The sequence below is a fragment of the Stenotrophomonas sp. LM091 genome (genome assembly GCF_001806305.1).
Classification (GTDB): Bacteria; Pseudomonadota; Gammaproteobacteria; order Xanthomonadales; family Xanthomonadaceae; genus Stenotrophomonas; species Stenotrophomonas bentonitica_A.
The window spans coordinates 2,194,472-2,218,460 of the sequence record NZ_CP017483.1 but is presented as its reverse complement, the minus strand read 5'-3'; the positions used below and the strand labels follow the sequence as shown (position 1 = coordinate 2,218,460).

General features: G+C 56.8%; 15 protein-coding genes and 1 pseudogene. 7 read left to right on the top strand and 9 right to left on the bottom strand.

Going from position 1 to position 23,989, the window contains the following annotated elements; all coding sequences use genetic code 11:
* Positions 1-29: 29 nt before the first annotated feature.
* Together BIZ42_RS09625 and BIZ42_RS09620 are read left to right on the top strand one after the other, a co-directional pair.
* Complete coding sequence (locus BIZ42_RS09625) at positions 30-1,046, top strand: class 1 fructose-bisphosphatase (protein ID WP_046272251.1); 1,017 nt, start codon at positions 30-32, stop codon at positions 1,044-1,046.
* Positions 1,047-1,155: 109 nt separating this feature from the next.
* Positions 1,156-1,866: a 2OG-Fe(II) oxygenase gene (locus BIZ42_RS09620; RefSeq protein WP_070426294.1), complete on the top strand. Its 711-nt coding sequence runs from the start codon at positions 1,156-1,158 to the stop codon at positions 1,864-1,866.
* Between the two features lie 84 nt (positions 1,867-1,950).
* On the opposite strand, the gene BIZ42_RS09615 is transcribed toward BIZ42_RS09620, so the two are convergent.
* The 5 genes and pseudogenes from BIZ42_RS09615 to BIZ42_RS09600 all read right to left on the bottom strand — a co-directional run.
* The gene (locus BIZ42_RS09615) at positions 1,951-2,160 is read right to left on the bottom strand and encodes a hypothetical protein (RefSeq protein WP_046272253.1); all 210 of its coding nucleotides are present in this window, start codon (positions 2,158-2,160) and stop codon (positions 1,951-1,953) included.
* A gap of 364 nt (positions 2,161-2,524) precedes the next feature.
* Positions 2,525-2,881 carry a hypothetical protein gene (locus BIZ42_RS09610; protein WP_156785721.1) on the bottom strand — a complete coding sequence of 119 codons (357 nt, stop codon included), beginning with the start codon at positions 2,879-2,881 and terminating at the stop codon, positions 2,525-2,527.
* Between the two features lie 252 nt (positions 2,882-3,133).
* Positions 3,134-5,365: an RHS repeat-associated core domain-containing protein gene (locus tag BIZ42_RS09605; protein WP_070426292.1), complete on the bottom strand. Its 2,232-nt coding sequence runs from the start codon at positions 5,363-5,365 to the stop codon at positions 3,134-3,136.
* Entirely contained in the window at positions 5,365-8,397 is a 3,033-nt protein-coding gene (locus tag BIZ42_RS19300) for a DUF6531 domain-containing protein (protein ID WP_257785227.1), read from the bottom strand. The genes BIZ42_RS09605 and BIZ42_RS19300 overlap by 1 nt, the downstream gene beginning before the upstream one ends.
* A 558-nt stretch (positions 8,398-8,955) precedes the next feature.
* Positions 8,956-9,810 (bottom strand): annotated as a pseudogene (locus tag BIZ42_RS09600) (PA0069 family radical SAM protein); the annotation flags it as partial.
* Between the two features lie 2,448 nt (positions 9,811-12,258).
* Between BIZ42_RS09600 and BIZ42_RS19540 the strand changes: the two are divergent.
* The 4 genes from BIZ42_RS19540 to BIZ42_RS09585 all read left to right on the top strand — a co-directional run bounded on the left by BIZ42_RS19540 (position 12,259) and on the right by BIZ42_RS09585 (position 16,743).
* A complete protein-coding gene (locus BIZ42_RS19540) occupies positions 12,259-13,659 on the top strand; it encodes a hypothetical protein (RefSeq protein WP_156785720.1) in 1,401 nt (466 codons plus the stop codon).
* Between the two features lie 95 nt (positions 13,660-13,754).
* Entirely contained in the window at positions 13,755-14,177 is a 423-nt protein-coding gene (locus tag BIZ42_RS19295) for a GNAT family N-acetyltransferase (RefSeq protein WP_172838046.1), read from the top strand.
* 279 nt (positions 14,178-14,456) lie between these two features.
* Positions 14,457-14,840, top strand: a complete 384-nt coding sequence (locus BIZ42_RS09590) for an antitoxin Xre/MbcA/ParS toxin-binding domain-containing protein (RefSeq protein WP_070426290.1) — start codon at positions 14,457-14,459, stop codon at positions 14,838-14,840.
* 100 nt (positions 14,841-14,940) lie between these two features.
* On the top strand, positions 14,941-16,743 hold the full coding sequence (locus tag BIZ42_RS09585; RefSeq protein ID WP_156785719.1) for a hypothetical protein: 1,803 nt from the start codon (positions 14,941-14,943) through the stop codon (positions 16,741-16,743).
* A gap of 34 nt (positions 16,744-16,777) precedes the next feature.
* On the opposite strand, the gene BIZ42_RS19535 is transcribed toward BIZ42_RS09585, so the two are convergent.
* From BIZ42_RS19535 to BIZ42_RS09565, 4 genes are all read right to left on the bottom strand, one after another.
* Positions 16,778-18,070, bottom strand: coding sequence for a hypothetical protein (locus BIZ42_RS19535; RefSeq protein ID WP_156785718.1), 1,293 nt, complete (start codon positions 18,068-18,070; stop codon positions 16,778-16,780).
* 530 nt (positions 18,071-18,600) lie between these two features.
* Positions 18,601-20,091, bottom strand: coding sequence for a hypothetical protein (locus BIZ42_RS09575; RefSeq protein WP_156785717.1), 1,491 nt, complete (start codon positions 20,089-20,091; stop codon positions 18,601-18,603).
* Positions 20,092-20,325: 234 nt separating this feature from the next.
* Positions 20,326-21,108, bottom strand: a complete 783-nt coding sequence (locus BIZ42_RS09570) for a nucleotidyl transferase AbiEii/AbiGii toxin family protein (RefSeq protein WP_070426286.1) — start codon at positions 21,106-21,108, stop codon at positions 20,326-20,328.
* Complete coding sequence (locus tag BIZ42_RS09565; protein WP_070426285.1) at positions 21,105-22,133, bottom strand: helix-turn-helix transcriptional regulator; 1,029 nt, start codon at positions 22,131-22,133, stop codon at positions 21,105-21,107. Before BIZ42_RS09565 ends, BIZ42_RS09570 begins: the two co-directional genes overlap by 4 nt.
* A 1,084-nt stretch (positions 22,134-23,217) precedes the next feature.
* On the opposite strand from BIZ42_RS09565, the gene BIZ42_RS09560 reads away from it, so the two are divergent.
* Complete coding sequence (locus BIZ42_RS09560; RefSeq protein WP_156785716.1) at positions 23,218-23,973, top strand: hypothetical protein; 756 nt, start codon at positions 23,218-23,220, stop codon at positions 23,971-23,973.
* The last annotated feature ends 16 nt before the right edge of the window (positions 23,974-23,989 follow it).

The window sequence follows — 23,989 nt, the reverse complement described above, 5'->3', positions numbered from 1 at the left end:
CGCTTCCCCTTTGAAGGCCGCCTGATTCCATGTCCCAGACGTCGCTGACCCGCTATCTGATCGAAGAGCAACATGCCGGCCGCATCAACGCCGATCTGCGCCAGCTGATCGCTGTCGTTGCCCGCGCCTGCACCAGCATCTCCATCGCGGTCAGCAAGGGCGCGCTGGGCGGTGTGCTTGGCGAAGCCGGCACTGGCAACGTGCAGGGCGAAGCGCAGAAGAAGCTGGACGTGATCAGCAACGAGATCCTGCTGGAAGCCAATGCCTGGGGCGGCCACCTCGCGGCCTGCGCCTCGGAAGAAATGGATCATTGCCAGCCGGTGCCGGACACCTACCCGCGCGGTGACTTCCTGCTGCTGTTCGATCCCCTCGATGGCAGCTCCAACATCGACGTCAACGTCTCGGTCGGCACCATCTTCTCGGTGCTGCGCTGCCCGCCGGGCACCGAACAGCCCAACGATGCCAGCTTCCTGCAGCCGGGCACCGCGCAGGTCGCGGCCGGCTACTGCATCTACGGGCCGAGCACGCAGATGGTGCTCACCGTCGGCCACGGCACGCACGCCTTCACCCTGGACCGCGAGAAGGGCGAGTTCGTGCTGACCACGCCGGACATGCAGATCCCGGCGGACACCCAGGAATTCGCGATCAACATGTCCAACCAGCGGCATTGGGAAACCCCGATGCAGGGCTACGTGCAGGACCTGCTGGCCGGCAAGGAAGGCGCGCGCGGCAAGAACTTCAACATGCGCTGGATCGCCAGCATGGTGGCCGACGTGCATCGCATCCTGACCCGCGGCGGCATCTTCATCTACCCGTGGGACACGAAGGATCCCTCCAAGGCCGGCAAGCTGCGCCTGATGTACGAAGCCAACCCGATGGGCCTGCTGGTCGAACAGGCCGGCGGCGCTGCCACCACCGGGCGCGAGCGCATTCTCGACATCCAGCCCGATCAGCTGCACCAGCGCGTGCCGGTGTTCCTCGGCTCGCGCAATGAAGTGGAAGAAGCCACCCGTTACCACCGCGAACACGACAGCGCGGCAGGGTGATTTCCTACGCAGGGCTGGCCGCCTGGTCAGCCCTGTTGCTACGTGGCAACGGCGTGACATCGGCCACGGCAGCGGTCACCATCGGCCATTCGTGCCCACGGATGACCCCATGACTGCCGACGCGCCGCTCGATTTCATCGAAGTAATCCACAACGCCGTCCCCAACGAGGTCTGCGCGGCCCTGCAGGCCCAGATGCGATCCAGTGCGCAGTTGCAGCCGGGCGAAGTGGGCAGCGGTGTGTTCCCGGAACTCAAGCACAGCAAGGATCTTCGCATCAGCGGGCGCCCCGAGTGGCGGCAGGCCGAAGCGGCGCTGCAGCAGGCGGTTTTCAAGGGTTTGCTGACTTATCTACGCCGTTATCCACAGGCCCTGATCTCGCCGTTGATGTTGCAGATCCAGGACAGCCAGGGCCAGCCGCGCCGGTTGGCGGCCGAGGATTTCCCCGACATGGACGACGCCACGCTGTCCGACCTGGCCCGCACCTGCCTGCGGCCCGGTGCCATCAATCTGCAATGGTATGCAGCGGGCGAGGGCGGCTATCCGTACTGGCACTGCGAGCTGTACCCACGCGATCCGGCCGGCGAAACGCTGCACCGCCACCTGCTGTGGACGCTCTACCTCAATGACGATTTCGATGCCGGCGAAACCGAGTTCCTGTTCCAGGGCCGCAAGGTCGCGCCGCGCACGGGCAGCCTGTTGATCGCACCGACGGCGTTTACCCACACCCACCGGGGCAACCGGCCGCAGGGTGGGGACAAGTTCATTGCAACGAGCTGGGTTCTTTTCCAGAGTGCGCAGAAATTGTTTGGTGGGAATTGATCAGCGCGCGCTTTCAATCAGCACGTGAGCAGGCAGCGCCGGTTCTCATCTACGAAGGCGATGCGATGCACTCAAAAGCCTGGATCACTTTCGGCGGTGCGCGCTTGTACGCAGCATCGTCATGAGGGTCACGACACTCAGGAACAGAGTGAACAAGCCGAAGAAAGCCAGCGCGTACTGGTGCACGCCGGTAAATTTCCCGTCTGCAATCCTGCAGAGAGCATTCACTCCCGTCGCAATCGTGATCAGGACGAATACCACGAGATTTACCGTCCTCCGGTGATGGTCCAGCATGTGCGTCCTCCTTGGCTTGAGTTCAACGTCTCGATCAACGCCCTTGCACTCTATCCGTTCAAATGCTTGCCGGTTGAGCAAAGGTTCGCTCTAACCCGCGTCATCGATCACCGGCCGTATCGGAACGACTCACGCGGCCTCGGCGAGTGGAAACCGTCGCTCCCACGGTTCCAAGGATAGCCAACGACAACCCAACCAGCTCCTGTTCGCCTAGAGAAACACGGTAGGCAACTTTCAGCCCCGTAAGTACCACGAAGTTCACTGGGAGCATCCACAGGAAGGCGATCCCAAGCCGATGAATCCATTTCATCCCAACGCGGTCTCCTTGAGTCACAGGCACCGGGGGACACGGGCGACCCATGCGTTACCAAGTCGCCAGCACCACCACTACGGCTGCAACCAGCACGGCCAACACCATCACGGTGATCGGCACATTGCGCCCGGTGCGCTTCGTCTTCGCCTTCAACCCGACCAGCACGTCCAGATCGAGATAGAGACGATCAGCGCCCGCGTCGCGGATGACGCCGTTGTCGCGGTAATAACTCAGCGGAGCATGGAGTGCCGGGTCTAGACCTTTGCGTGACTCGCCAAGAGGGACGAAGAAATCACCTTCGATATTTTCCGTACTTCTGATCAAGCGATCTAACGCTTTCCTCCGTCTTCTGGACAACCAAAAATCGAGAATGAAGAATAATTGCAGGCAGAAGTGCAAGGAGTGCAAATAATAAGCCTGAGATCAGAACCTGAAGAACATTGCCAGTAACCAATCCAATTATGAATGCAGACCCCAATAGCCCGGCGAATATATATGTATAGGACACCAGTAATATATACCTGAGCCAGCCTATATCCGATTCAATGATTGATCGACATTCTTTACATTTGACGATGAGCACTCTCTCAAGCGATTTAAATGCTGGCAATCGCTGTGCTCTTGTGCCGCATGCTGGACACTTGAATTTAAAAGATAAATTCATCGACATATCTCTTCCCCAACTATTCCTGCTGCCGCTATTGCTTCAGAGTTATTGTAAGTGGCCTTAAACATTGAGCCATAGAAGGCGGCAGCGGAAGCATAACCACCCACGCGCCCGCCAAATCCAGTCCCGACGGCGATGCCGGCTCCAGCTCTGCTCATCACTTGTAGGGGGTACTTAGACGATACCGCCGCTACAGCTGTTCCGGTCTGATTTGGGTGCGACAGTGCCTGTATCAGGGCTATCCCTAATTGGGAATGTGTGCTACTGGCTTCCTGTAGTGCTCTATCGCCCAATATTCCTGATTGTGCAGCCAACGCAGTACCGCCCCAAGCCACGCCTTGAATGTAGCTAGAAACGCCATCGGAAACTTGGCTAAGGGGCCCTTTATCTGGAAGCTGGGCCCTGATCTCTCCGAATGATGCTGAAGTGCAATCACAGTCCTTCAAGCCAAACGGATCGATTAAGCTTACAGGGTTGGAGCCAGCGTATGAGTAGGTATTAGTTCCAGCCTCCAAACCAATCGGATCACTCTGCACATACCTGGCAATACTTGCGTCGTAGTCCCGGAAGCCGTTATACCAAAGCCCCGTCTCGGCATCGTGGTACTGCCCTGGGAAACCAATATTCAGTCCGCCAATGCTGTCCTGCTGAACACTCCGGCCATAGGCGTAGTTATACGCCTTCCACACTGTCTGCTGGCTAGCGTTCGTAGCAAATTCAGGCCGCCCCAGATGATCAGTGTGTACGAAGTTAACCTGGCCACCACGGTCCAAGCCTACCAGCTCGCCGCCGAACCAAAGGTAGTTCGTCCAAGTACCGTCCGTCAGCTCAGAGGTGAGCTGATTCTGCCCCGCGTAGTAGTAGCGGCTCGTGCTTGCGTTGAGCTTCGCTACACGCTGGCCTTGCGCATTGAGCATGTAGTTTGTAACAGCCCCATTGACGTTAGCCTGACTCATCCGATTGAAGGGGCTATAGGTGTAGGTCTGCACACGCGAACCGCTCTTCTCGCTGATCCTGTTACCTACAGCATCGTACTGGTACTGGCGGCTCACACCATCACTCGTGTAGTTCAGGACGCGATTGCTCTGAGGATCGATGCTGTACTGGGTCAGCGAGGTTCCAGCTTGGTAGCGATCGTGATTGCCGCCCGCATCGTACGAAAGCTGGTTGATCACGCCGAATCGCGTCAGGGTGGTCAGGCGACTCAGCGCGTCGTAGCCAATGACCTGCGTCATGTCCGGGGAGACCCCGTCACCTATCCGGGTGATCTCATTGTCCGCGCTGTGCTGGTAGTCCCAGGCGCTCAGTGCGGTGTTGTCCCCTCGCCGTACGGACATGGAGGTGAGGCGGCCGTCCAGATCGTGGCCATATCCACGCACAAGACCATTGCCGTAAGAGAGGTTGTTTCGAGCACCCGTTGCTTTGTAACTCGCGGCTGTGATCACCGGCTTGGTCACACCGTTGATGGTCACGGACATTGAACCAAGTTGACCGCCGGCCCCGTACCCGTACTCAACAGCGTTTCCATTGGGATAGGTAATCTTGTTAGGCCTGCCAATCCCGTCGAAGCCGTAGGTGGTGCTGTGGTCCGTCGTCGCTCCACCGGCAATTATGAAGTCCCGCCTGATCAAAACTTCACCAGCAGGGCTGTAGGCGAAATGTGTGGATGTGGTTGGAGCGGCCAATCCACATAGCCGGCCCAGCCCCCTACTGCACCAATCATAGCTGTAACTGTGTTGTTGACCGTCGGAATTGACCTCAGTAAGTCGTCCCAAACCGTCATGAGTAAAGGACACCATACTGCCATCGTTACGCACGGTACCCGTTCGCAGGCCGCCTGCGTTGTATTGGTGGCTCGTGACCCCAGTATCCGGACTGCTCTGCTTCCACAGTTGTCCAAATCCATCGTATTCGAAGCTCGTTACCAATCCACGGGGGTCGATCACCTTGGTAACACGATCACCCACGTCGTGGGCCAGCAGTGTCGCGCCACCCGCTGGATCTATCTTCTTCAACAATCGTCCTCGCGCGTCATACTCGAATTTCGTCGTGCGATTCTGCGAATCCGTGATTTGGATCAGACGGTCCTCAGCGTCATATGCGTAGCGGACGTTCTGACCACTGTTACCGTTCTCCGCCACCAGTCTTCCCAGCTCGTCATACTGATAGTCAACGCTGTAGGAAACTGTGCTCAACGCGATCAGTGTTGCCGTTGCGATGGACATCAGCGCTCTCCTTCCGTGGACTTCAGCATCTGGCCGCCTGGCTCGACTGACATTGGCGCCTGACACTCTCCATTCGGCTTACAGACCCAGCCAACATTGGACACGGTCACTCCCGTGGTGGCTCGGGGGCCCCACGCTGTACCACTGCTCGCCATCTGCGCAGAGTATTCGAAGTACATGTTTCCCGTCCCAGGATTTTCTGGCGCGATGGTTTGACTGAAGACCACCTCTCCGCCAGGAGGAACTGGTGCTGACAGGAGCATGCTGTTGTTTAGGTGGATGAATCCCCAAGCAAGATAGGTATTGCTATGCCAGACGATATTTCCTGTGTTGCGCACCCGAGCAGTCAGCTCGGTGGTTTCTCCATTTACGATATTAGTCGGAGAAGTGTTAAAGCTGATGATCTGCGCGCTAAGTGTGGCCGGTGGAACGATATGGCTGCCGGATCCGGTAACGACCAGGTTGGATTGTCCAACAGGCGAGATGCCGTGAACGTGCAGCGTTTTGTTGGCGTGGGCCTGCCGGGTGCCAAAGTCTAAGAGCACCCTGAACCGATGCGCAGTTGTCGCCACCTGACAGCTATGTGCGACGGTGGCGTCACCTGGCAGGTTGGCGGTCCCGCTTGCAACGTGCGTGCCCGAACCCGCAGCGCCGCCAGCATAGACGTGGACAGCGATAGGTGCAGCAACACCAACGGAGCACGCCCACCCTTCGATGTATGAGTTCCATGTTTCGTCTTGGACCACCCCACTGACGCCGCCAATGATCGTCGCTGTCGGGATCAGATGATCTGCCGCGCTCGGCAAAGCCCGATTGTAAGTGGCTCCTTGAGGCGATACGCCTTGGACCGAAACAGTTCGGCCACCCAACTGTTGGCGCTGAGCCAAGGTGATTGGCACGCGAAATCCGTACGCTGCTCCACTCGCCTGGCAAACGTTCGCAACCTCAGTACCGGTAGCCCTATTCGCCTTGGTGCTTCCGATGTGCACACCCCCGCTGGCATAGGCGTCGACCTGGATGGATGCGGCGGATCCAGTAGTGCAGGCCCAACCGTGTACGAACCAGTTCCACTGGCCGTCGTGTGTGACACCATCGATGTATCCAACTACTTGGCTATCGGCTGGATAGTCGCTTTGCGATATTTCGGTTCGAGTACGGTTGGAGGCGTTGTCGTAACTATGCTTCACCCTTGCAAACTGCCCGTCACCGAGGGGCCTAGACTCCAGCACCAGTCTCTGTGCAGCGTCGTAGCTGTAGCTTACTTTGATGCCATCGGGGCGAAGGATGCTCGCCAGATTGCCAGTTGGATCGTAGCTGATAGTCGTCGTGGCCCAGTCATTTCCAATGCTTCTACGAGACGAGGCAACTCTTCCTCGCGCATCGTAAGAGATTTCGGTTACATCGCCATTGACGCCAACGATTCGGCCAGGCTGTCCAAGACCGTTGTAGTTGCTGTAGCTCACGGTGTGACCGAGTGCGTTTTTGACCGCGAGAAGGTCGCCTGACCCACTATATGTTTCGACGACGTCATCTTGCGCGAGAGGTCCGTCGGACTTTATTGATGCCTTTAGCCCATTGGGGTGGTAAGTGTAGGTGTATGTCGTGACGCTGGACTGGCCCACCGCACCAATTGCGCTGGCGTTCCGCGCAGTGGATGAGGCCAGGTTTCCCTTGGCGTCATAAGTGAAACTGTTCTCGACGTCGCCCACTATTCTCTGCTTCAGCAAGCGGTTCTTCCCAGTGTCCCACTCCCACGTTGTTGTACGTTCGGCACTGGTTCCGACCGCCTCAACCTGTTTGAGCAGGAAGCCTTGGGGACTGTAATCAAAGTTGGTCAAGTTGTCCGCGAAGTCGTGGACCAGGTCGGGGTAGCCATTGGCGTCATAACTACGCTCCTTATAGCTGGCTGCACATTTCGGTGACGCATCTCCTTTTACCGATACTTGCCTACCATCCTCGTACTTGTAGGTAGTCTTACGGCCGAGCGGGTTGGTCTCAGTGACGCTGATCTTTACTGCACGGTCCCTGGTGGTCGGAAGTTGGGAAAGCGGGTCTGTAGGCAGGCCAGGTGACCCAGGTACGCCGGGAAGGTTGATAATTGGGCCGCCGGACGTCGGCAGAGATGGCTGGGACGGGAAGGACGGCAGGGACTGTGGGGCATAGCAGATTTCTCCTCCTACGCGCGGTTCGCACCATGGTGAACCCGGCGTACTCCCCGTCCCTCCGGCAGACCGTCCTGGCTGAGCAGGTGCGGGGGGAGGGGCGACGGCTTCCGTCTGAAGTACAGCGTAGCTGTAAGTAAAGCGTTCGACTCCACCCGCATGCTCGGAAAGAACTGCGCGCCTGCTCGCATCGTAGGCAAAGGTTGAGTATCGTTTGCCATTGAACGATTTGCCTGTAAGGGCGCCGGGGAATCTCGCATCTTCATAGTGGTAGCTGATGGTTGTAGCGGGCGCGCCAGGCATTACAGCAGAGGCGAGTCGGGGGCGGTTACTACCGAAGGCATTGGCGGTATACGTGTATTGGTAAGCGTTCCCGGCTGGGTCCGTTACCCTCACGAGCTGGCCATTACTCCAGGAAAAGTTGATTTGTCGACCCGAAGAATGAGTCACCCGCTGAAGATAACGATTATTGTAAGAGTACGTCCATGCCACGCCTTGTTCATCGCGCTGCTGCGTAATGAATCCTTCGGCGTTATAGCTCTCTGTCCCGCGCTGTTCGTTGTGCAGCGTGAATGAGCCATCGCCGTTTTGCTTGATGTACGCCACCGGTTGCGCTTTGTCCTCGAACCAGTGACCACTGCTTAGATCACGGAGGAACTTGATTCGCCGACCATCTGGCCGTTGCGACCAAGCCAGATTCCTTTCATCAGAGAATGCCAGTGAGTAGTCGAAGTTGCTCAGCCAGTGTTGGCCAAAGATGCCAACCGCACTCCAATGGTGGTTGTAGGTGCGCTGCAGGTACAGGCCCATTTCTCCCTGGCTCGCAAAATCCAGCTCAGGCTCCACCTTGTTCCCAGTGTAAAGAACCACGGGATTCCCACTAACTTCTGGACAGTCGTCCTGCCTATCGTCGGTTTCCTGCTCTTTCGATGTTTGGGCAGGGGCTGCAGTTCCTCCTCCGCCCCCCCTATTGGCAGCTGGATGTAAGGAGCGGAGATCCCGCTATAGGACTTAAATAGGGGAGGCTGATTGGGTCTAGTCCCACGGACGGTCATCCTTGCCATATCTGTTGTGGCTACCCCACCCCCGCCGTCGGCTTGGCTGATTATTCGCACCTTTTCTTTCGCGGGCGCTGCAAAAGCACTCGTTGATATGACGCCCAAAGAAACGATAGGCAATAGCGTCATCACATAGGAGAAGCGCCTCTTACCCGGGCTATTGGGCGTGCTTTTTCCATCCATGGATACTGACTCATTCACTTAGAATTAAGCTTAAGCTACATCGTTCAGGGTTCAGCAAGCAAGCCTGGGGTTGTTTAATAGACTGTCGTGGCGGACGCATGCTCGGCAGTAACGGGCCGATTACATTGATGTACGGCGACTAGGTACGGACTAAGACGTTTGTTGACGACCGTCCCTTCAAGGCTCGTTAGAACAACGAACCCTGCGGCGAGTCCACCCGCGGCGGCAACGGCCGCAGGAAGCGGGTGCAGTCCAGCTTCGGCCAATGGCTGTGCTGCGCATCGAAGCCCAGGCGCTTGCGGGCCAGCTTGAAACGGTTGGACAGCAGGTCGGCGTAGACCCCTTCACCGCGCATGCGCGTGCCGAACTCGCTGTTGTAGTCCTTGCCACCGCGCAGCTGGTTGATGGTGCTCATCACGTGCGTGGCGCGGTCCGGGTGGTGGGTGTCGAGCCAATCGCGGAACAGCGGCGCCACTTCCAGCGGCAGCCGCAGCAGCACGTAGCCGGCGGTGGAGGCACCGGCATCGTGGGCGGCCTCAAGCACGGCTTCCAGTTCGGCATCGTTGATCCACGGGATCACCGGCGCGACCATTACCCCGACCGGGATGCCGGCATCGCTCAGGCGACGCATCGCGCGCAGCCGTGCATGCGGGGCCGAGGCGCGTGGTTCCAGCTTGGCCGACAGGTGCGGGTCCAGCGAGGTCACCGAGAAGTGCACGCTGACCAGCTGCTTTTCCGCCAGCGGTGCGAGCAGGTCGATGTCGCGCTCGACCAGCGCACTCTTGGTGATCAGCGAGAACGGGTGCTGCGTTTCGAGCATCACCTCGATCAGCTGGCGGGTGAGTTTGAGCTTGCGCTCGATCGGCTGGTAGGCGTCGGTGTTGATGCCCAGCGCGATCGGCTGCGGCACGTAGCCGGGGCGCGAGAACTCCTTGCGCAGCAGCTGCGGCGCATTGGTCTTGGCGAACAGCTTGGTCTCGAAGTCCAGGCCGGGCGAGAGATTGAGATAGGCGTGCGAGGGTCGGGCGAAACAGTACGAGCACCAGCACTTTATGTGTTTCAAGAAAAGTGTTCAGCACTGCGCACCTACAGTTGGACTCTCTAGAGCCTAGCTGCTTAATGCTGCCTTCTTGCATGTCAACCCAAGCCAATTAGGGGTAGGTTAGGGCGTCATCGCAGCTACCCGCGACTGGGGCCCTGTGATGGGCCAGTTCAATATCATTACCTCCTGATCGGCAGCTTCCACCGCACAAGCATAACTGAGCGAAATTTATAATCTTCATCGACATCGTCCTAAGCACAGTCGTTTCAATGAGGAGCATCGATGCCACGGCCCCGGTCCGACCTAGAACGCCATTGCAACACTCCACGGCCCTGCCTTCACACGAGAGGTCGGCTGCAGACTGCGTTCCTAGCGATGGCGTTGACCCAGGCTTTTTCGCATCAGGAACAGGCCCGTTCTTGATCGACAGACGGTGCGACATAGAACTTTGCCCTTCGGCACAATCTGCCAAACAGACGACTCTCAGCTCCTACTGAACGCGGGCCACTGCCGGAAGAGGTGGCAGCAGGGCATGCCAATCAATCCTCAGCTGTGCCGGCACCGTCCGTGATATCGGAGTATGTCCCCTTCTTCCGCCCATGTGCACTTCGCCGGCTTCTGCATGTCTTGGCCGCCACCCTATAACAGACTCAAAGTCAGGGTCTTCTCTATTTTGCCTTGCTCTCGTATTCTCGTCGATCCTTCGCAATAGATTATTGGCACTGGGTCTATAGAAATGTCATGGAACATTGATGAGCTGTCCTCGAGGCTTCAGAGACTCATGGCACCGGGGCTCCTCGGAAACTATCTAAGCTTTGAAGTGACTGAGCTTGTTAGAGCTCCTCTGAGCGCCGATGAATCGCGAGTACCCGTCAACGTGCTTTCAGTGATCGTGGCCGATCGCCGCAGCGCTGGCGATGGTGTCGTTGAGCGCCTGAGCAAGAAGCTACTCAAACCCTCGGGCTCCAAGTTCTCCTTTGGACTTCGAAGGTATCGAGTGGAAACCGCTCGGTTAGTAGATGCGCTGAGGGTTTTCAGTGAAAGTGGGCGCTGGCAGCTTGGTGGTGAGCAGGTCTCCGTCGGAAAGATGGTGCCAATGCCCCCTCAGTTCGTTCCAGCTGACTCAACCCAGACCCATCCTTGGAATGCCGTCCTGAAGAACAACTTCTGGGATGGCTCACATGTACTCGAACTCTTTGACCAAGATAAAAGCGATCTCAGTTCTCTTCTAGATTGCCCAGCGCAGCTGACTTCCCTTGCAAGCCTTCTACAGCCTTACGTTCCTTGGTCTATTGATCTTCTATCTGACCGCTTGGGAAATCTCATAGTGCAGATTCCTGTTACTAGCATTGTTACAAGTGTCCGCGGATCAGTCGAAGGACACTACTCACTAAGAGTTGAATGGCGTTCCGACGTAGCACCTCGCGCACTGCGTGCCACAAGTGAGATTTACGGCGATGGAACTGTTGAGTCAATTGACTCAAAGTTAGTCAGCAATGGCGCTGCTCAACTAGAGCTCCACACTCGAAGCAATCGAACACGCCATATCCTGTGGGATGTGGAGAACGATGTTCTCATGAGCGCATCCGCAGAGACAGCATTCATTCGCGGCTTTGGTCCCGGGGTAAGCGTTCTACAGAGTCCAAGGGTCAGAGAGTTCATGCGTCGGGGCAATGAGGAGTTCATTCTTGAGCGTGTGCCCTTGCAAGCGTCCCCACTTGCCGTTACCCAGCCGCGCAATGAGGCGTCTTTGCCCGATCCACGCGATCGCTGGAGCTCTGGCAGAGCCCTTGTTCATACGCTAGAGCGAATGAGGAAGTCACGTGAGTTTGTCCAGTACGGCGGACCAGCTGGAAAGGGCCGCCAAGATGCCCTGGAAGACATTCGATACTTGATCCAGGCCCACGGTCATGAAGGTGCGTGGATCTGGGATCCATACCTGTCTGGCGCTGACCTCATGAACACTCTCTTCTTTTCCCCCCACATCGGCTCAGACCTCCGTGGCCTGACGTCAGGGCAAGTTCCACCCAATGACAAAGTACGAAATGGTCTTAAGACCGCAGGTAATCATTCAATCTCGAACAGTACCCTCGGTGACAAAAATAGGGCTAGAGACCAGAAAAAGGAGAGCATTAGACGCCAGCGCCAGTACCGCGACGTGCAAGTACGCGACCTGGAGGCTAGTAGGATCCATAGCAGGAGTCTGAATCTAAAGCTGGAGTTTAGAATTCGAGAAGGTAATCACGGCTGGGCCTTTCACGATCGATTTTTGGTTTTTCCAAGGTTAGGGCGACCGGCGCTCGCATGGTCGCTCGGAACGTCAGTGAACAGCCTCGGGAAGGAGCATCACATTATGCAGAAAGTCGTCGATGGTGACCTTATCTCTCACGCATTTCTAAACCTATGGAACGCCCTTGACTCTAAGGATTCAGTCGTTTGGCAATCGGAATGAGTACAACTGAAGAACTAACAGCCGCTGTCTTTCAAGAGGCTTTGGCAGACGGACACTCCTCGGTCCCGACAGTGGTCCTTGCATCTCTTCGGTCGTGCTCCAGTTGGAGCGGTGAAGAGGAAGACGAGAATCTGCGAGCTCTCCCTGATGAGATCATCCGTGAGCTTGAAGGCAGCGTTGGTTACCCGACGGGGATACCGAGCGCAGAAGTGATTGCTCACATGAACCGGGATGCCTGGGTAGCCAATGTCCGCGGAGTTCTCATGCTCCTCGACAGCTGGCGCGATTCCACTGACCATCCCTATCGAAAGCTCCGTATCCTTCTGTCACTGCTACACGTCCTCGCACTGAACTATAAGTGTCTGCGAGCCGTCGCGCCTGACATTAAATCTTTCTTTGCTCCCGAGACGCTTGCATTCTTGATAAAGAGCGTAGACGTTCCGGTTTGGGCAGCATGTCCGACTGACGATGCCACGCGAGTCCATGTTCGTGAGATCTCATACACTCAGAATTTGAATGAGATCAGCTTCTTTAGCAGTAATCTCATGCCGTCCTTTGAAATGGATGTGGCGGCGGCGTATGTTCTGTTGTACGAGATCTCACCTGAGGACTGCGGGACGGCAGTCTCTCAAGTCAGGAACATGCTTTCGGACCTACTTGCTATTCATGTTCTTGAGATGGACGCGCTGCGGCTTGCACTGAAGACTGATTCGCCGGTCTTTAGGTACCTTGCAATGGTTAACCATTGCCGTATACGAAATAAAGACCAATCGGGTGAGGAGTCCGTAGCTGCCATCGAGACAATACTCTTGGACGCGTCGAACAGTGAAAAATGGGATTCATGGTTGTCTGCCCTAAAATTTCCTACGCATCTTAAGGATATAGATTCTGCAATCCCGCGTGCTTTGGCCCGCATGAGTCACTCGGCTTTGCGGAAATTCGTCGAGAGCCTCAGGTTAATGCATTCCGGCTCTACTGCCCCCTCTATGGCGAACATTCTCTTTGATTTTTCGCTTCGCGCACAATCATCCACTTCCATTTATTTATGGAGGCAATCATTTGACGTCTGGAACTCCTGGGACTACGGAAGCGGGGATCCCAGAACCTTCCATGCATCTGTTCCTGAAACAGTTCTTGACTTTGCCGTTGCGACCCATTACTCAGCACTTGACTCCGCCACTAGAGATGCGGAGATGTCAAGCTTGATTCATCAAATTGATGACGTTGAGTCAGCATGGCACAGGTCCGGAATGGATGTGATAACTAGGTGGAACATTCTCCGTGCGCGCTTGCGTCTGATTCAGCACGGAGAGGATATCGCGAGCGGTTTCCCTAGATTGCTCCCGTCGCCACCACTGCCCTTAGATGGTTACTCAGCCGTCCGGTATCGAGCTTGAACTAGCTCATCAACCGCTTCCGCATGGCTTGCCTTCCTCTAGATTTTCCCTCCCAGTGCTGTTTCCCCTTCTTCATTAATGGCTGGTCGCGCAGAATGAAAGTCCACGAATTGTTGGCGCCAGCGTTGCCTGTGAGCACTGAGCTTCGGGATCGGGTTATTAATGGCCGCTCTTCTTCGACCCGAGAGTTTGTGCTAAGCCTAGATGATGAGGAATCCGGCTTGCTCATATTGGAATGCTGGGCGTCTCGCCAGCTTGGCTTTGTATATGAACTGCGCGTATTGAAGGCGTGGAGGGGTCATGGGGTTGGAACAGCGGCGCTTAAGCATGCCGAGACGGTCGCAAGACGTGAAGGCTATTCACGTCTTTCACTGAAGCCTTACAGTCTCGACTCGGAGGGCTTGGCCAACGATGCTTTGGTCGCATGGTATCGGCGACACGGCTTTGAGTTTGGCATCACCGATGCGAGCCTGATGTGCAAGCATCTCATTCCAGTCTTGCCAGTGGAAGCTGATTAGCGGTCTCCTTTCCAGGAAACCAGACCCTGGCTACATTTCAGCCTAACGACCACTAGCATTGGCGCCACATGCCTTGCCGGTTGTGCATCCGATCTAAAGGAAGCCCGAGAGTAGTGACCCCGCGTGGTCGCGGTGACAGCTAGTGGAGAGCTGCGGACACTCACGCGGTTGAAGGATCTGTGGAAGATCCTAAAACCACTTTTAGCGAGGTTTTCTCAGCAGGAGTAGTAGTGCCTCCATTCAGAGTACTATGGACTGCGCACCTCAAGAGCCAATCACATGACTGAGAGTTCTGAGTTCAATCGTACTCTTGTGGCGACGGCAGCGAGAACTTTCACTAACATTGCCCGAGCTTGGTCACTGACCGAGCAGGAGCAGCTGGCGATACTTGGCATATCCGAATTGTCCGCGCTAGCAGTTGATGGAACTACGCGTGATCTCCTACCCGAAACCCTGGAGCGGATCAGCTATGTGATCGGGATCTACAGAGCACTGCACACCATTTTCCCCAATCAGCGCCAGGCGGATGGCTGGATTCGTCGACCAAACAAGGCGACTCTTTTCAACGGGTCTGCTGCGTTGGCACGTATGTGCACCGGTCAGGTTAGGGACCTTGAAGCTGTTCGCCGGCATCTCGATGCACAGAACTTTGTGCATCCGTAGGTTTCATCGCCCTTTTCCTCTGCGCGTTGTAGGTTTGCGGCAGGAGTCCTCATAATTCCGTTCAGTCTCTACTTGTTCCCGTGCTGGCTAGGAGGCTTTCGTGCTTTATGCTCCAAAATTCCAGGATTGCGCGCTAGTCTCTGACGATCCACTCCTAGCAGCACGAATTTCCGCACTCTTCTCACGGCCGGGGTTCTATTTTCCCGTCATTGATGGGCCTCGCTTAGGCCGTGATGATGCAGATAACGAAGTAGTACGAAGACGCAATGCTCTGGTACTCACCGAAGCATCCCAGATTTTGATCGGCGGGGTGTCAGCCGAGGCGGCGGCGGCTATGGCAGAAGGTTGGCCGCGTTGTGCTAGGCACAACTCCTACGTCGATCTTAAGGAATGCGTGGTCGAGCGTGATCTCTCAACTGGGGCGCTTCACTGGGGCAAGGAGAATCTTGGAGTAGGGCTGTATCAGGCACGTTTAGCTAGGCTGGAACTGATTGTCGACCTAGAGGCGTCACCCCAGACTTCGTTGGTAGAGCGCGGCCATCATTTGCTGGTGGTGTTCGAGCAAGGGGATGCTCTATCTGAGGTCATCGCAAGCAACATCGCGTTCGCGAGCGACGCCTCATTTGCCACAATCCCAGAGCTTTCCGAGGATCTCCACCAAGAGTGGATCGAGGACATCTACGAATTGGGGGAGGGATGCGAAGTCAACGGGCGTTTCGATACGATCGTGGAGCGGGCGCGCCAGCACATCAATGGGCTCAATCTCGACGGATATGAATCAATCCTGTTTGTTACCGCCGGATTTCCTTGGGGTGTGACTGTACCGCAAACGCCGGTCACCCATATGTACCGTTACCCAGACTTCGGTCGAGCGTCAGTCGAGGGGATATGGGCCTCGCAAGGGCGCCAGCGCTCTAGCCGCACAGCATTACTCGTAGATCCTGGTGCCGTCGAGAGCGCAGAAATGGCGGATATTGCCCGCTCGCTTGCTGAGCGAGGCGCTTTGGTGCGAAGAGTCATGGGAAGAGAAGCGACTCCTATGAGAGTGCAGCTGCTGATGGATCTTGTGCCTCATGACGTCATCGTGATTTCCAGCCATTCAGGGGACGCGCAAGGGCACCGCCTCACTTACGAGTTCCCCGATCTGCAAGGAAAGCTTCGACGCCTCGTCGTTGATCGAGCGCTTAGCTTCAGCTATGACCACCCAGCCGACATGGTCCGAGTCATAGAGTATCAGCGTTTTCATTCATTGGACGGTGTCAGCTGGCGTGACAAAGCGGGAAAGGATGCACTGCCAGTTGGCAGTGCCATGCTAGCTTGGCGCAACTTGGGCGGACTTCAAGCGCGGCAAGAGTATCAGGTCGGCTGCGAAGAGGTCCGCCGGGTTCCTGGCTCAATGGGCATCCAGATGCATGGGGAGATTATGCTCTTCGCGTCCCATTCCATGGCTGTCGGTTCGGCTCCTGTCTTCTTCAACAACTCCTGCTGGTCCTGGCATGAGTTGAGCATGCGCGCGACGTTCGCAGGTGCGCGTGCCTATGTAGGAAGCTTGTACCCAGTCTTAGATCCAGAGGCTCAGGAGGTTGCGCGCGCATTTTTTGGAGCGGAGCCGGACACGGAGCTATCTGTTGCCCTTTGCCAGGCACAGAAGCACGTCTATGGGGACGGCGCCCGCCGTCCTTATGTGATGGTCGGGCTTCCGTACATCTCCATCCCGCCGAATGAGGCAGACTCAGTCAACTTCCTGCTCCATTCTTATCAGTCAGGCAGGATCGCTTGGGCGGCTAAGGCTCGCGACTCGCCACATGAAGAGGTGAGGATCAATGCCGTACGATACGAGCATTTCTTGAGGGAGGACGAGGTCACCTTTCTTCGCGCTTTCGCCGCTCATAGAACGCCTTGACGCTGTGTCGGGTCGAACGGATTGCGATCCGGGGCTAGCGTTGCGTTGAGAGCTCAACTCGATCTGCCTCAAACAGCCTCTTAGGTGTCACCTCAAAGAAGCGAATGTGAAAAGCAGACGCAATTTCGGTAGGTCGCAATCTCACCCATCGATCTTGAAGCTCATCTTCGGTGAAGTGCTCCGAAAGATCTTCTTCAAATTCTGAAGAGTCTATCCAGAAGTCCCCACGCTTGATCTCTTTAAGGATGTAGCCATTGCAATATATTTGAATAGACTCAACCTTTTGCGCGAACTTCTCGCTCAGGATTGGAAGAAAGTTTGAGTCATCCAAGTCCTTGAATAGCATGGTCGAGTTTAATCTGATGTAGCTGTTTTTAGAGAATGAAATCGGGAGACTCTTCAAGCGGTCTCTTCCAACCATGGAAGAGGAACCGGTTATTTTGTATTCGAATTTTTCGCCGTCCCCTTCCATCAAATGGGGCGCTTGCATTTCAAGTTGAACACCGCTTATCCCGGCGCTAATACCTGCTTGAGCTTGAATTCTATTTGCACCCAGATCAGTTCTGAACCTGTTTGCTCGGTCGGATGAGCCGAATAGCAGGCCTAGTGCATCATCGACGGGCCCCTTTAACCATAGAGAGCAGAAAGCTCTGAAGTGCCCGACTTCAAGGTCAGAGTATTCTTTTTTGAGAGTATAGACCACCGTAAATTGGGACAGATAGTCATTAATTTCTTGCAAGAACAGTATCCGCTGTACTGACTTCTCCAACTGTCTAAACTCATCTGATATCACTCGCTGGATGTCGTCGCCCCATCGTGAGAAGAACGAAGCTTGCTCTGCCTCTGATAGCGGAATATTAAGATACTGAAACCTGGTCGCAAACCCGTCGACGCCGTCCAGATCGATCCTGATTCGCTCTCTATCAAGAATATCGCAATATTTTATACCTCGTCTCGCCGCCTTCCCCTTCAGCTCATCCTTTGTTCCGATTGTTAAATTGATATTTGTAAAGAATATAAAAACCTCAAGACCTGGGTCTGCCGCGAGTGCAGAATCAAGATCATCCAGGAATTTTCTCTTAGTCCTATTTGCCTGCTCATCTGAATCGTTGGCTTGATTGACGAAACCGACAGCGCCCATAGCGTTTTGCTTTTTTTGAAATACCGCTTCAATGTCACGACCGCCATCCGGCCCACCACGGGGGTGCCGAGGTCTTACGTCGGAGAAGCGTTTATCTAACGATAGAACCGCGAGGCAAAGCTGCTCGCGGAAAAGTTGATTCGAGTCAAGGTAGCTCTTCAATCTTTCATCAGTGTTGTACGGCATGAAACACCCCCTGTTTGGACCAACTACCTTGTAAACCAGCCCTTAGAATCGGCTGCACGGCCTTCCTACAAAGCAACGCATTGTGGCCTTTCACCTTAAAACATTACGATCCTAGGATGACCGCGGCCGGCAAACAAGCCAAGGATTAGTGGATTTCAGCGGGGGCCAGGCAATGGCAACAATGCGCGCGATAGGTCTCAGCGCGGCACAGAGCCGCATTAGGACTTATTCCTCTGAGATGTCCGCTTCCGCTCACTACTGGGCTGCATGGTAGCTACCTCAGATCTGCGGCTCCACGGTCAGGCCAGTGCAGTATGAATTTCTCTTGCTCTGCGGCTTCCACCGAATCGGGCCGCACTGAGGGCACTTTTAACGCCTAAGTTGAGCTGCACCGCGAAGCGGCGTCGGCTTGAAGCAGTTAGGCATTGTCAGTACGGCCCAGCGCCTTGAGCAAGTAGTGATCACACCAACCCTTGCGCTCAATTCGCACTTCAGCGCAATCTCATTGCCAAGCGCCAATGTCCTCACGCCTACTCAGGACTCTGAGCCTTTGCGCCGTCACCCGCATTCTCCTTCAGGAATGACTCCCGCAATTCGGGTGACATCTGCGAAAGAAGCCAGTCACCCCTGGCCCTGAAAAGTCGCTGGGTCTCGGTCTGCACCCAATGTCCGGCAATCGTGTAGCAGGCCATATCCTCATCGGTTACCTCGACATCATGCAATGTGCGAGGATGCATCAATCGGTTCCTCGCGTCCTTGGCCGCAAGAAAATCCCTGAAGGATTCGCCCTCGGTTTCCAGCCTGAAGTCCAGCCCCCAGATTCTGGCCGCCAGCTTGAAGGTCCGCTTGAGACCCTGTTCCACTGGAAGGAACTTGGTCGGTGTCCCCACCACACCCAAGAATCCGAGAGTGTCTTCATCCTTGGGTGTCAGCTCGACCATGCCGTTCCCGGACCTGATCGTAGACCTCAGCTCGTTCCTGATTGCCTCGATGAGCGCCTCGATGTAGGCAAATGTTGCTCGGGCGAGCGCTCGCCTGAGGAACTGCGAGGAACGATCAAACTCTAAAAGCTCATAGGCCTTCATAACATCCTCCAGGAGCAAGGGGATGAGATCCTGCATCATTACCAGGCCTTCGCCCTCAGCGATATTTGGAATTCCAGGCATCTGATCCTCCGTGCTTGAACTGGACAGCTTTTCGATTAGCTCTGGCCATTGTTCTTCGGCTTTTCTGACGGCAGCCTCATATGTCATGACCTGCCGAGACTGATGGTTCTTAACGATCAGCACCGTATATTTATCTGTCACTTTGGTAGCGCGATCGTCATCTTGATCTTCCGGGAGGTCGTTGCTCTCGGGACACATGAAATTGACCACTAGGCCATCGAAATAGAACCGCAGGAGGCGCAATCTCCCTGTCTCCTCGCCCAGTTCGTTGTGGGCTGGCGCCCAGAGTGCCTGTGGCGCAAGGTTGTGATTAGGCCCCTTGTCCATCAATTGTGTAAGGATGGCCGGATACCAGTCATACGGCGCCGTTGATCCGGTCAGTACCATCTCACGCAGCCTTTCCAGATGCTTGGCGGGCAGGGAGATCTCCGCAAACTCGGGCCGGGCCGACTGGGCCGCTCGCCAGAGAATGCTCAGGAGAAACTGCCTCAGAACCCGCCGGTCGAACGCCTCTGACAGGAAGCGCATGCCAGTGCCTTCTCCTTCGGGCCAAAGGATCTCACCTCGCAATTCTTCGCCCGTACCTCTTCCACTCCAAACGAGCTGGTGTCTGCGCAGCAGTTCGATGCCAGCACTGTCCAAGTCGGCCAGGAGATCCTCGCCAGCTCGCGTGACCAGCTCCGGGTCATACCAACTGTCGAAGCGACGTGTTGGTCGATTTCCGTTGCCGGCCTGGATGAAGGAGCGTCCAGGTGCGGAGGGTCGGGTCAAGGCCTTGGGAATGATATGTGAGACAACGAATCGACCGTACTGCCCTGTCAGCATGCAATGCCCCTGCGCCATTTTCTTGCGCATGCCCGCCGTCCTAGCCTACTGATCCGGAATTCAATCACCTTTACCCAGCGTACACATGGGTTCTCACGAAGCTGAGACTCTCATCCAGTACGGGATATCCCGCCGGTTGTAGCCTGTGTGAGAGGCCAGCAGTAGCCGGTTCACCTCGGCCCGCCACATGACCTGGTCCAGCCGAAGTATCGTGCCCGCGTACCAAGGAGGGTGGCAAAGGCTTTCCGTCGCCGCCAGCCGCCATCACGCCTCGATGCCGAAGGCCGCAGCAACCAGGGTTAGCCGTTCCGCCCGCGAATCGCGCGTCGCCTGATTGAATCGCTCCATCGGATCCTCGGCGGCCAATGCCATGAAATCGCTCAGATCCTGCGCCATGCGACCCGGCAGCCGCATGACCTGGCCAGGCACGACCTGGCCGGGCACGAGCAGCACGGCAAGATCGAGCACGTCGCCCAAATGCTTGTCGATGTTCCGGGTGTCGACGTGATCCCCGGCCGCCCTCGCATCGCGTTGGCGCATCCAGGCCAGCGCTTTCAAGGGAATCAGTCGGTCCTCGCCGATCAGCGGCACCCCATCAATCTCGCGCCGGCCAGCGATCAGAAACTCGTAGTAGTCCTGGTCCAGCAGGATCGCCGAGAGGCTGGACACTTCCTCGCCCAGCGGGATCGGCACGATCCGCTGATCCTCCGCCAGCGCCGGCAGTGCCACGGGGGCGCGTGCGAACAGCTCGATCTCGCGCAGGAACGCCTGGTTGCCGTCGGCAGGCCGCCGGAAGCGGTAGAACGTCGGGTGACCGTCCGAGCGTTGGCGCACCTCGTAGCCGCCGGCCTCGATGTACTCCCAGAACCTCTGGCCGAACGCGGGCGTCAGCGCCTCCACGATCAGCACCAGGTCCAGATCCTTGGTGGCCCGGACTTGCTGCTGCGCTTCCTGCATCACAGCGACCAACGCAACGCCGCCGATGACTACGAACTGGTCCCGAAACTCAGCGAACCACTGGGCGAACTCCCGAGCGCCGGCGATCACGCGAAGACCTCATCGAGCAAGTCCCGCAGCGCGCCGTCCAGTCGCGGGTCGCCCTGTCCCTGCAGGGACAGGTACAGAGACAACGGGTCCACGACGGTGCCCGCACCGCCCAGGCGGGTGGAATAGGCCCAGTGCTGCACATCTGCGTAGCCCTCGCCGGCCGCGGGAAGCCATTCCGGCTCCGAATGCCGGCGCAAATAGTCTCGCGGGATCGCAGCGACCGCCCGCGCTGGCGCCGCCAGTTCGGTGAGCACGGACAGGCCTGTTTCCCCTGCGGCACGACACTCATCGGCTGGCAGCATGGCCAGGTCACCCTTGCCGATGCAGGTGGTGCGCAGCACCGGCGAGCGCAGCCGCGGCAGGGCGGCCTCCCACAAGGAGCGGCGCGTCATCAGGAATCGTAGGCTCGTCTCCCGTCCTTCGCGCTCGGCGCTGACCAGGTTAGCCGCCACCAGTTCACGAGCGACCCGGGAGGCAGTCATGCGCGAGTAGCCTGCTTCGCGTGCCAGGTCGAGCGGTGACCACTGGACGCTCCCAGGCATGTCAAGCTCCTCAAAGTCGGGGCGCAGCAGGGCGGCGATCAGAACCGCTTGTGCCGGATGGCTCAGCTGCTCCCCAACGGGCAGTGACACCGTTGGAGACGTATCGCGCTCGCGCAAGCTCAGCAGGAAGCTCGGAGCGAACAGCTGGCTGCCAGGCACAACGAAATCCACCCGAGACTCGATGAGCCTAGAGCGGATGTAGGGCGACACGCCGGAGAGCACAAGAACGACCCTCAAGCCGGCTTTCTCAGCCAGTCGATGCGCCTGCGCGATCAGCCGAGAAGGTGGCATCGGCTCAGCTTGCATCATGACGTTGGCCAGCAGCACCCGGTTTCCCAGCAGATCAATCTCGCCCAAGCTGAACAGGCTGGCGAGGAAGTGGGGCAGGGTGCGCGCCTTGGAGCTGGACCAGGGCTCGAGCTCACCGATCATGTCGGGTAGTAAATCCTGCAGGTAGCGGGCAGCGGCGTCGAGGTCGTTCATACAAGCGACTGTAACAGAGTTTTTTGACTGTATCACGCGGCCGTTACGGTCAAATTTAGTTGTTACAGTTCCGCGTGCCGGTGGCCCTACTACCCTTGTAGGTGAGTGCCCCGTTCAGGTCTCAGCTATTCCCCCTGTTCACTGATGCGGCGCTGATTGTCGGCCGCGTGGATCAGGTCCAATCGGAACTGGATGTGCACGGCGGAGCAAACCGAAGCATAAAGGGATGCGATCTAGACGAACAACGTCCTTCACACGACACGTCTGGAGGCCGCTTTCGGCCAGAAGCGGACCTTGCCGACTACTCGCTGAGCTGCCCTGCCTCGAGCAATCTTCCAAATCACCATCTCCCCCAATAGCTACTTTCGGCTGGGTTCGGATGTGTACCGTGGATCCGTCCTTGGATGAGGTCGCTGCGACTTCAGGGCATCCATCACGCGCGAAGATGCAGCCGCCGCAGCTGCGGCTAGCCGCTCGGCCTGCTGCTGTTGCTCACGAGTAGGGGGCAGGCCCGGGAGCGGCCGTCGTGGCTCAATCGATGTGCTATCGGTCAGACGGGCTACGGCCTCGCGTAACGGCAGGCTCGGATAAAGTCTGGCTGCACACCAGCGCTCGGCGAACCTACCACTCCGAATTCGGAATGCAAGCGCGTGAGCCTACTGGTACGGCATTGATGCGCATGATTCCCAGCAGCGTTTATTTCTCTTCTATTTCATAGCGTTGCACCGTACCTTCGGGTACTGAGAATTCTGCTAAGAGAGCCGCCTATTCATAATGAATAGCCTTGGAAGTGCGCAGCATCTGACTCTGTGGAAGGCTATCCGACGGGGTATGAGGTGAGCTCAGATCAGGACATGGTTATTGCTGCGTGCATCCTGCTCACCGCCTCCAGATCCTGCGGAGTAGCTCGATTGACACTAGGTTCTCGCAGTTCTGCGCCCTGACTGGAGCTATGCGCTTACAGAGGTTTGTGCCCCGGGGCCTTTAGGGGCTGAACCCCGCGGCTCTCTTGACCTTGAGTAGACAGCACGCGCGGCGGCGGCCCAGAATTGCGTCCAGGATCGGCAACCAAGGATGAGTGAGAATGGCCTTTGACGTTGGAAAGTGGCATGCGAGAGTCCTTTCCACACCGGCCGCGTACTCGAGGCTAGTTGACTTGGCAGAGCATCCGCCAGTGGCAGCCGAGTACAAGCGATCTCTCCACGTACAGACGTTGGATGATAGAGGAGCGCTGGTTTCGCCTGGTGTCAGTCCTCTGGATGAACGTATTCGCGACTCTGTCTACAGTGACGCTCTATCAGCCATTGATCACTACGCGTCGCTTATGGTCGTCACCGCGGCGACGTATGTCGAGAACATCGTCTTTGAGTTCCTTGTGGTGTACTTCACTGCCAAGCCTCGGTCGATTCATGCGCATCTGATGCCCAACTCATCAAAGCGAGAGGAAGCGTACGTACCCCTGCGCGAAGTGTTGGCTGCGTCGTCCTTGTCCGAGCTTCATGGCGACCTCGCACGCCAAGCTGCACGCAATGCATCAGATGGTTCAATAGAGAGGATTTTTGAACGCATCTACAAGCTCACAGGACATCGCGTCGCTGCCGACGTTGCCGCTCCGATCGCGGAGATAGTTCGACTCCGGAACTCCATCGTGCATGAGGGAAGGACGCTTACGAAGATTGCCGCTGCCATCGACCGACGGTTCGAAAGCGTTTACTCGCTGCTACGAGAGCTAGCAGGGATTTGTAAGGCGGAGGGACTACCTTACGTCGACGAAGGTGGCTTGGTTGATCCACTCCCCTTTGTTGAAGAGGAGTTGCCTGGTTCTATGGAGTACTTGTAGAGATTTTCCTCAGTCC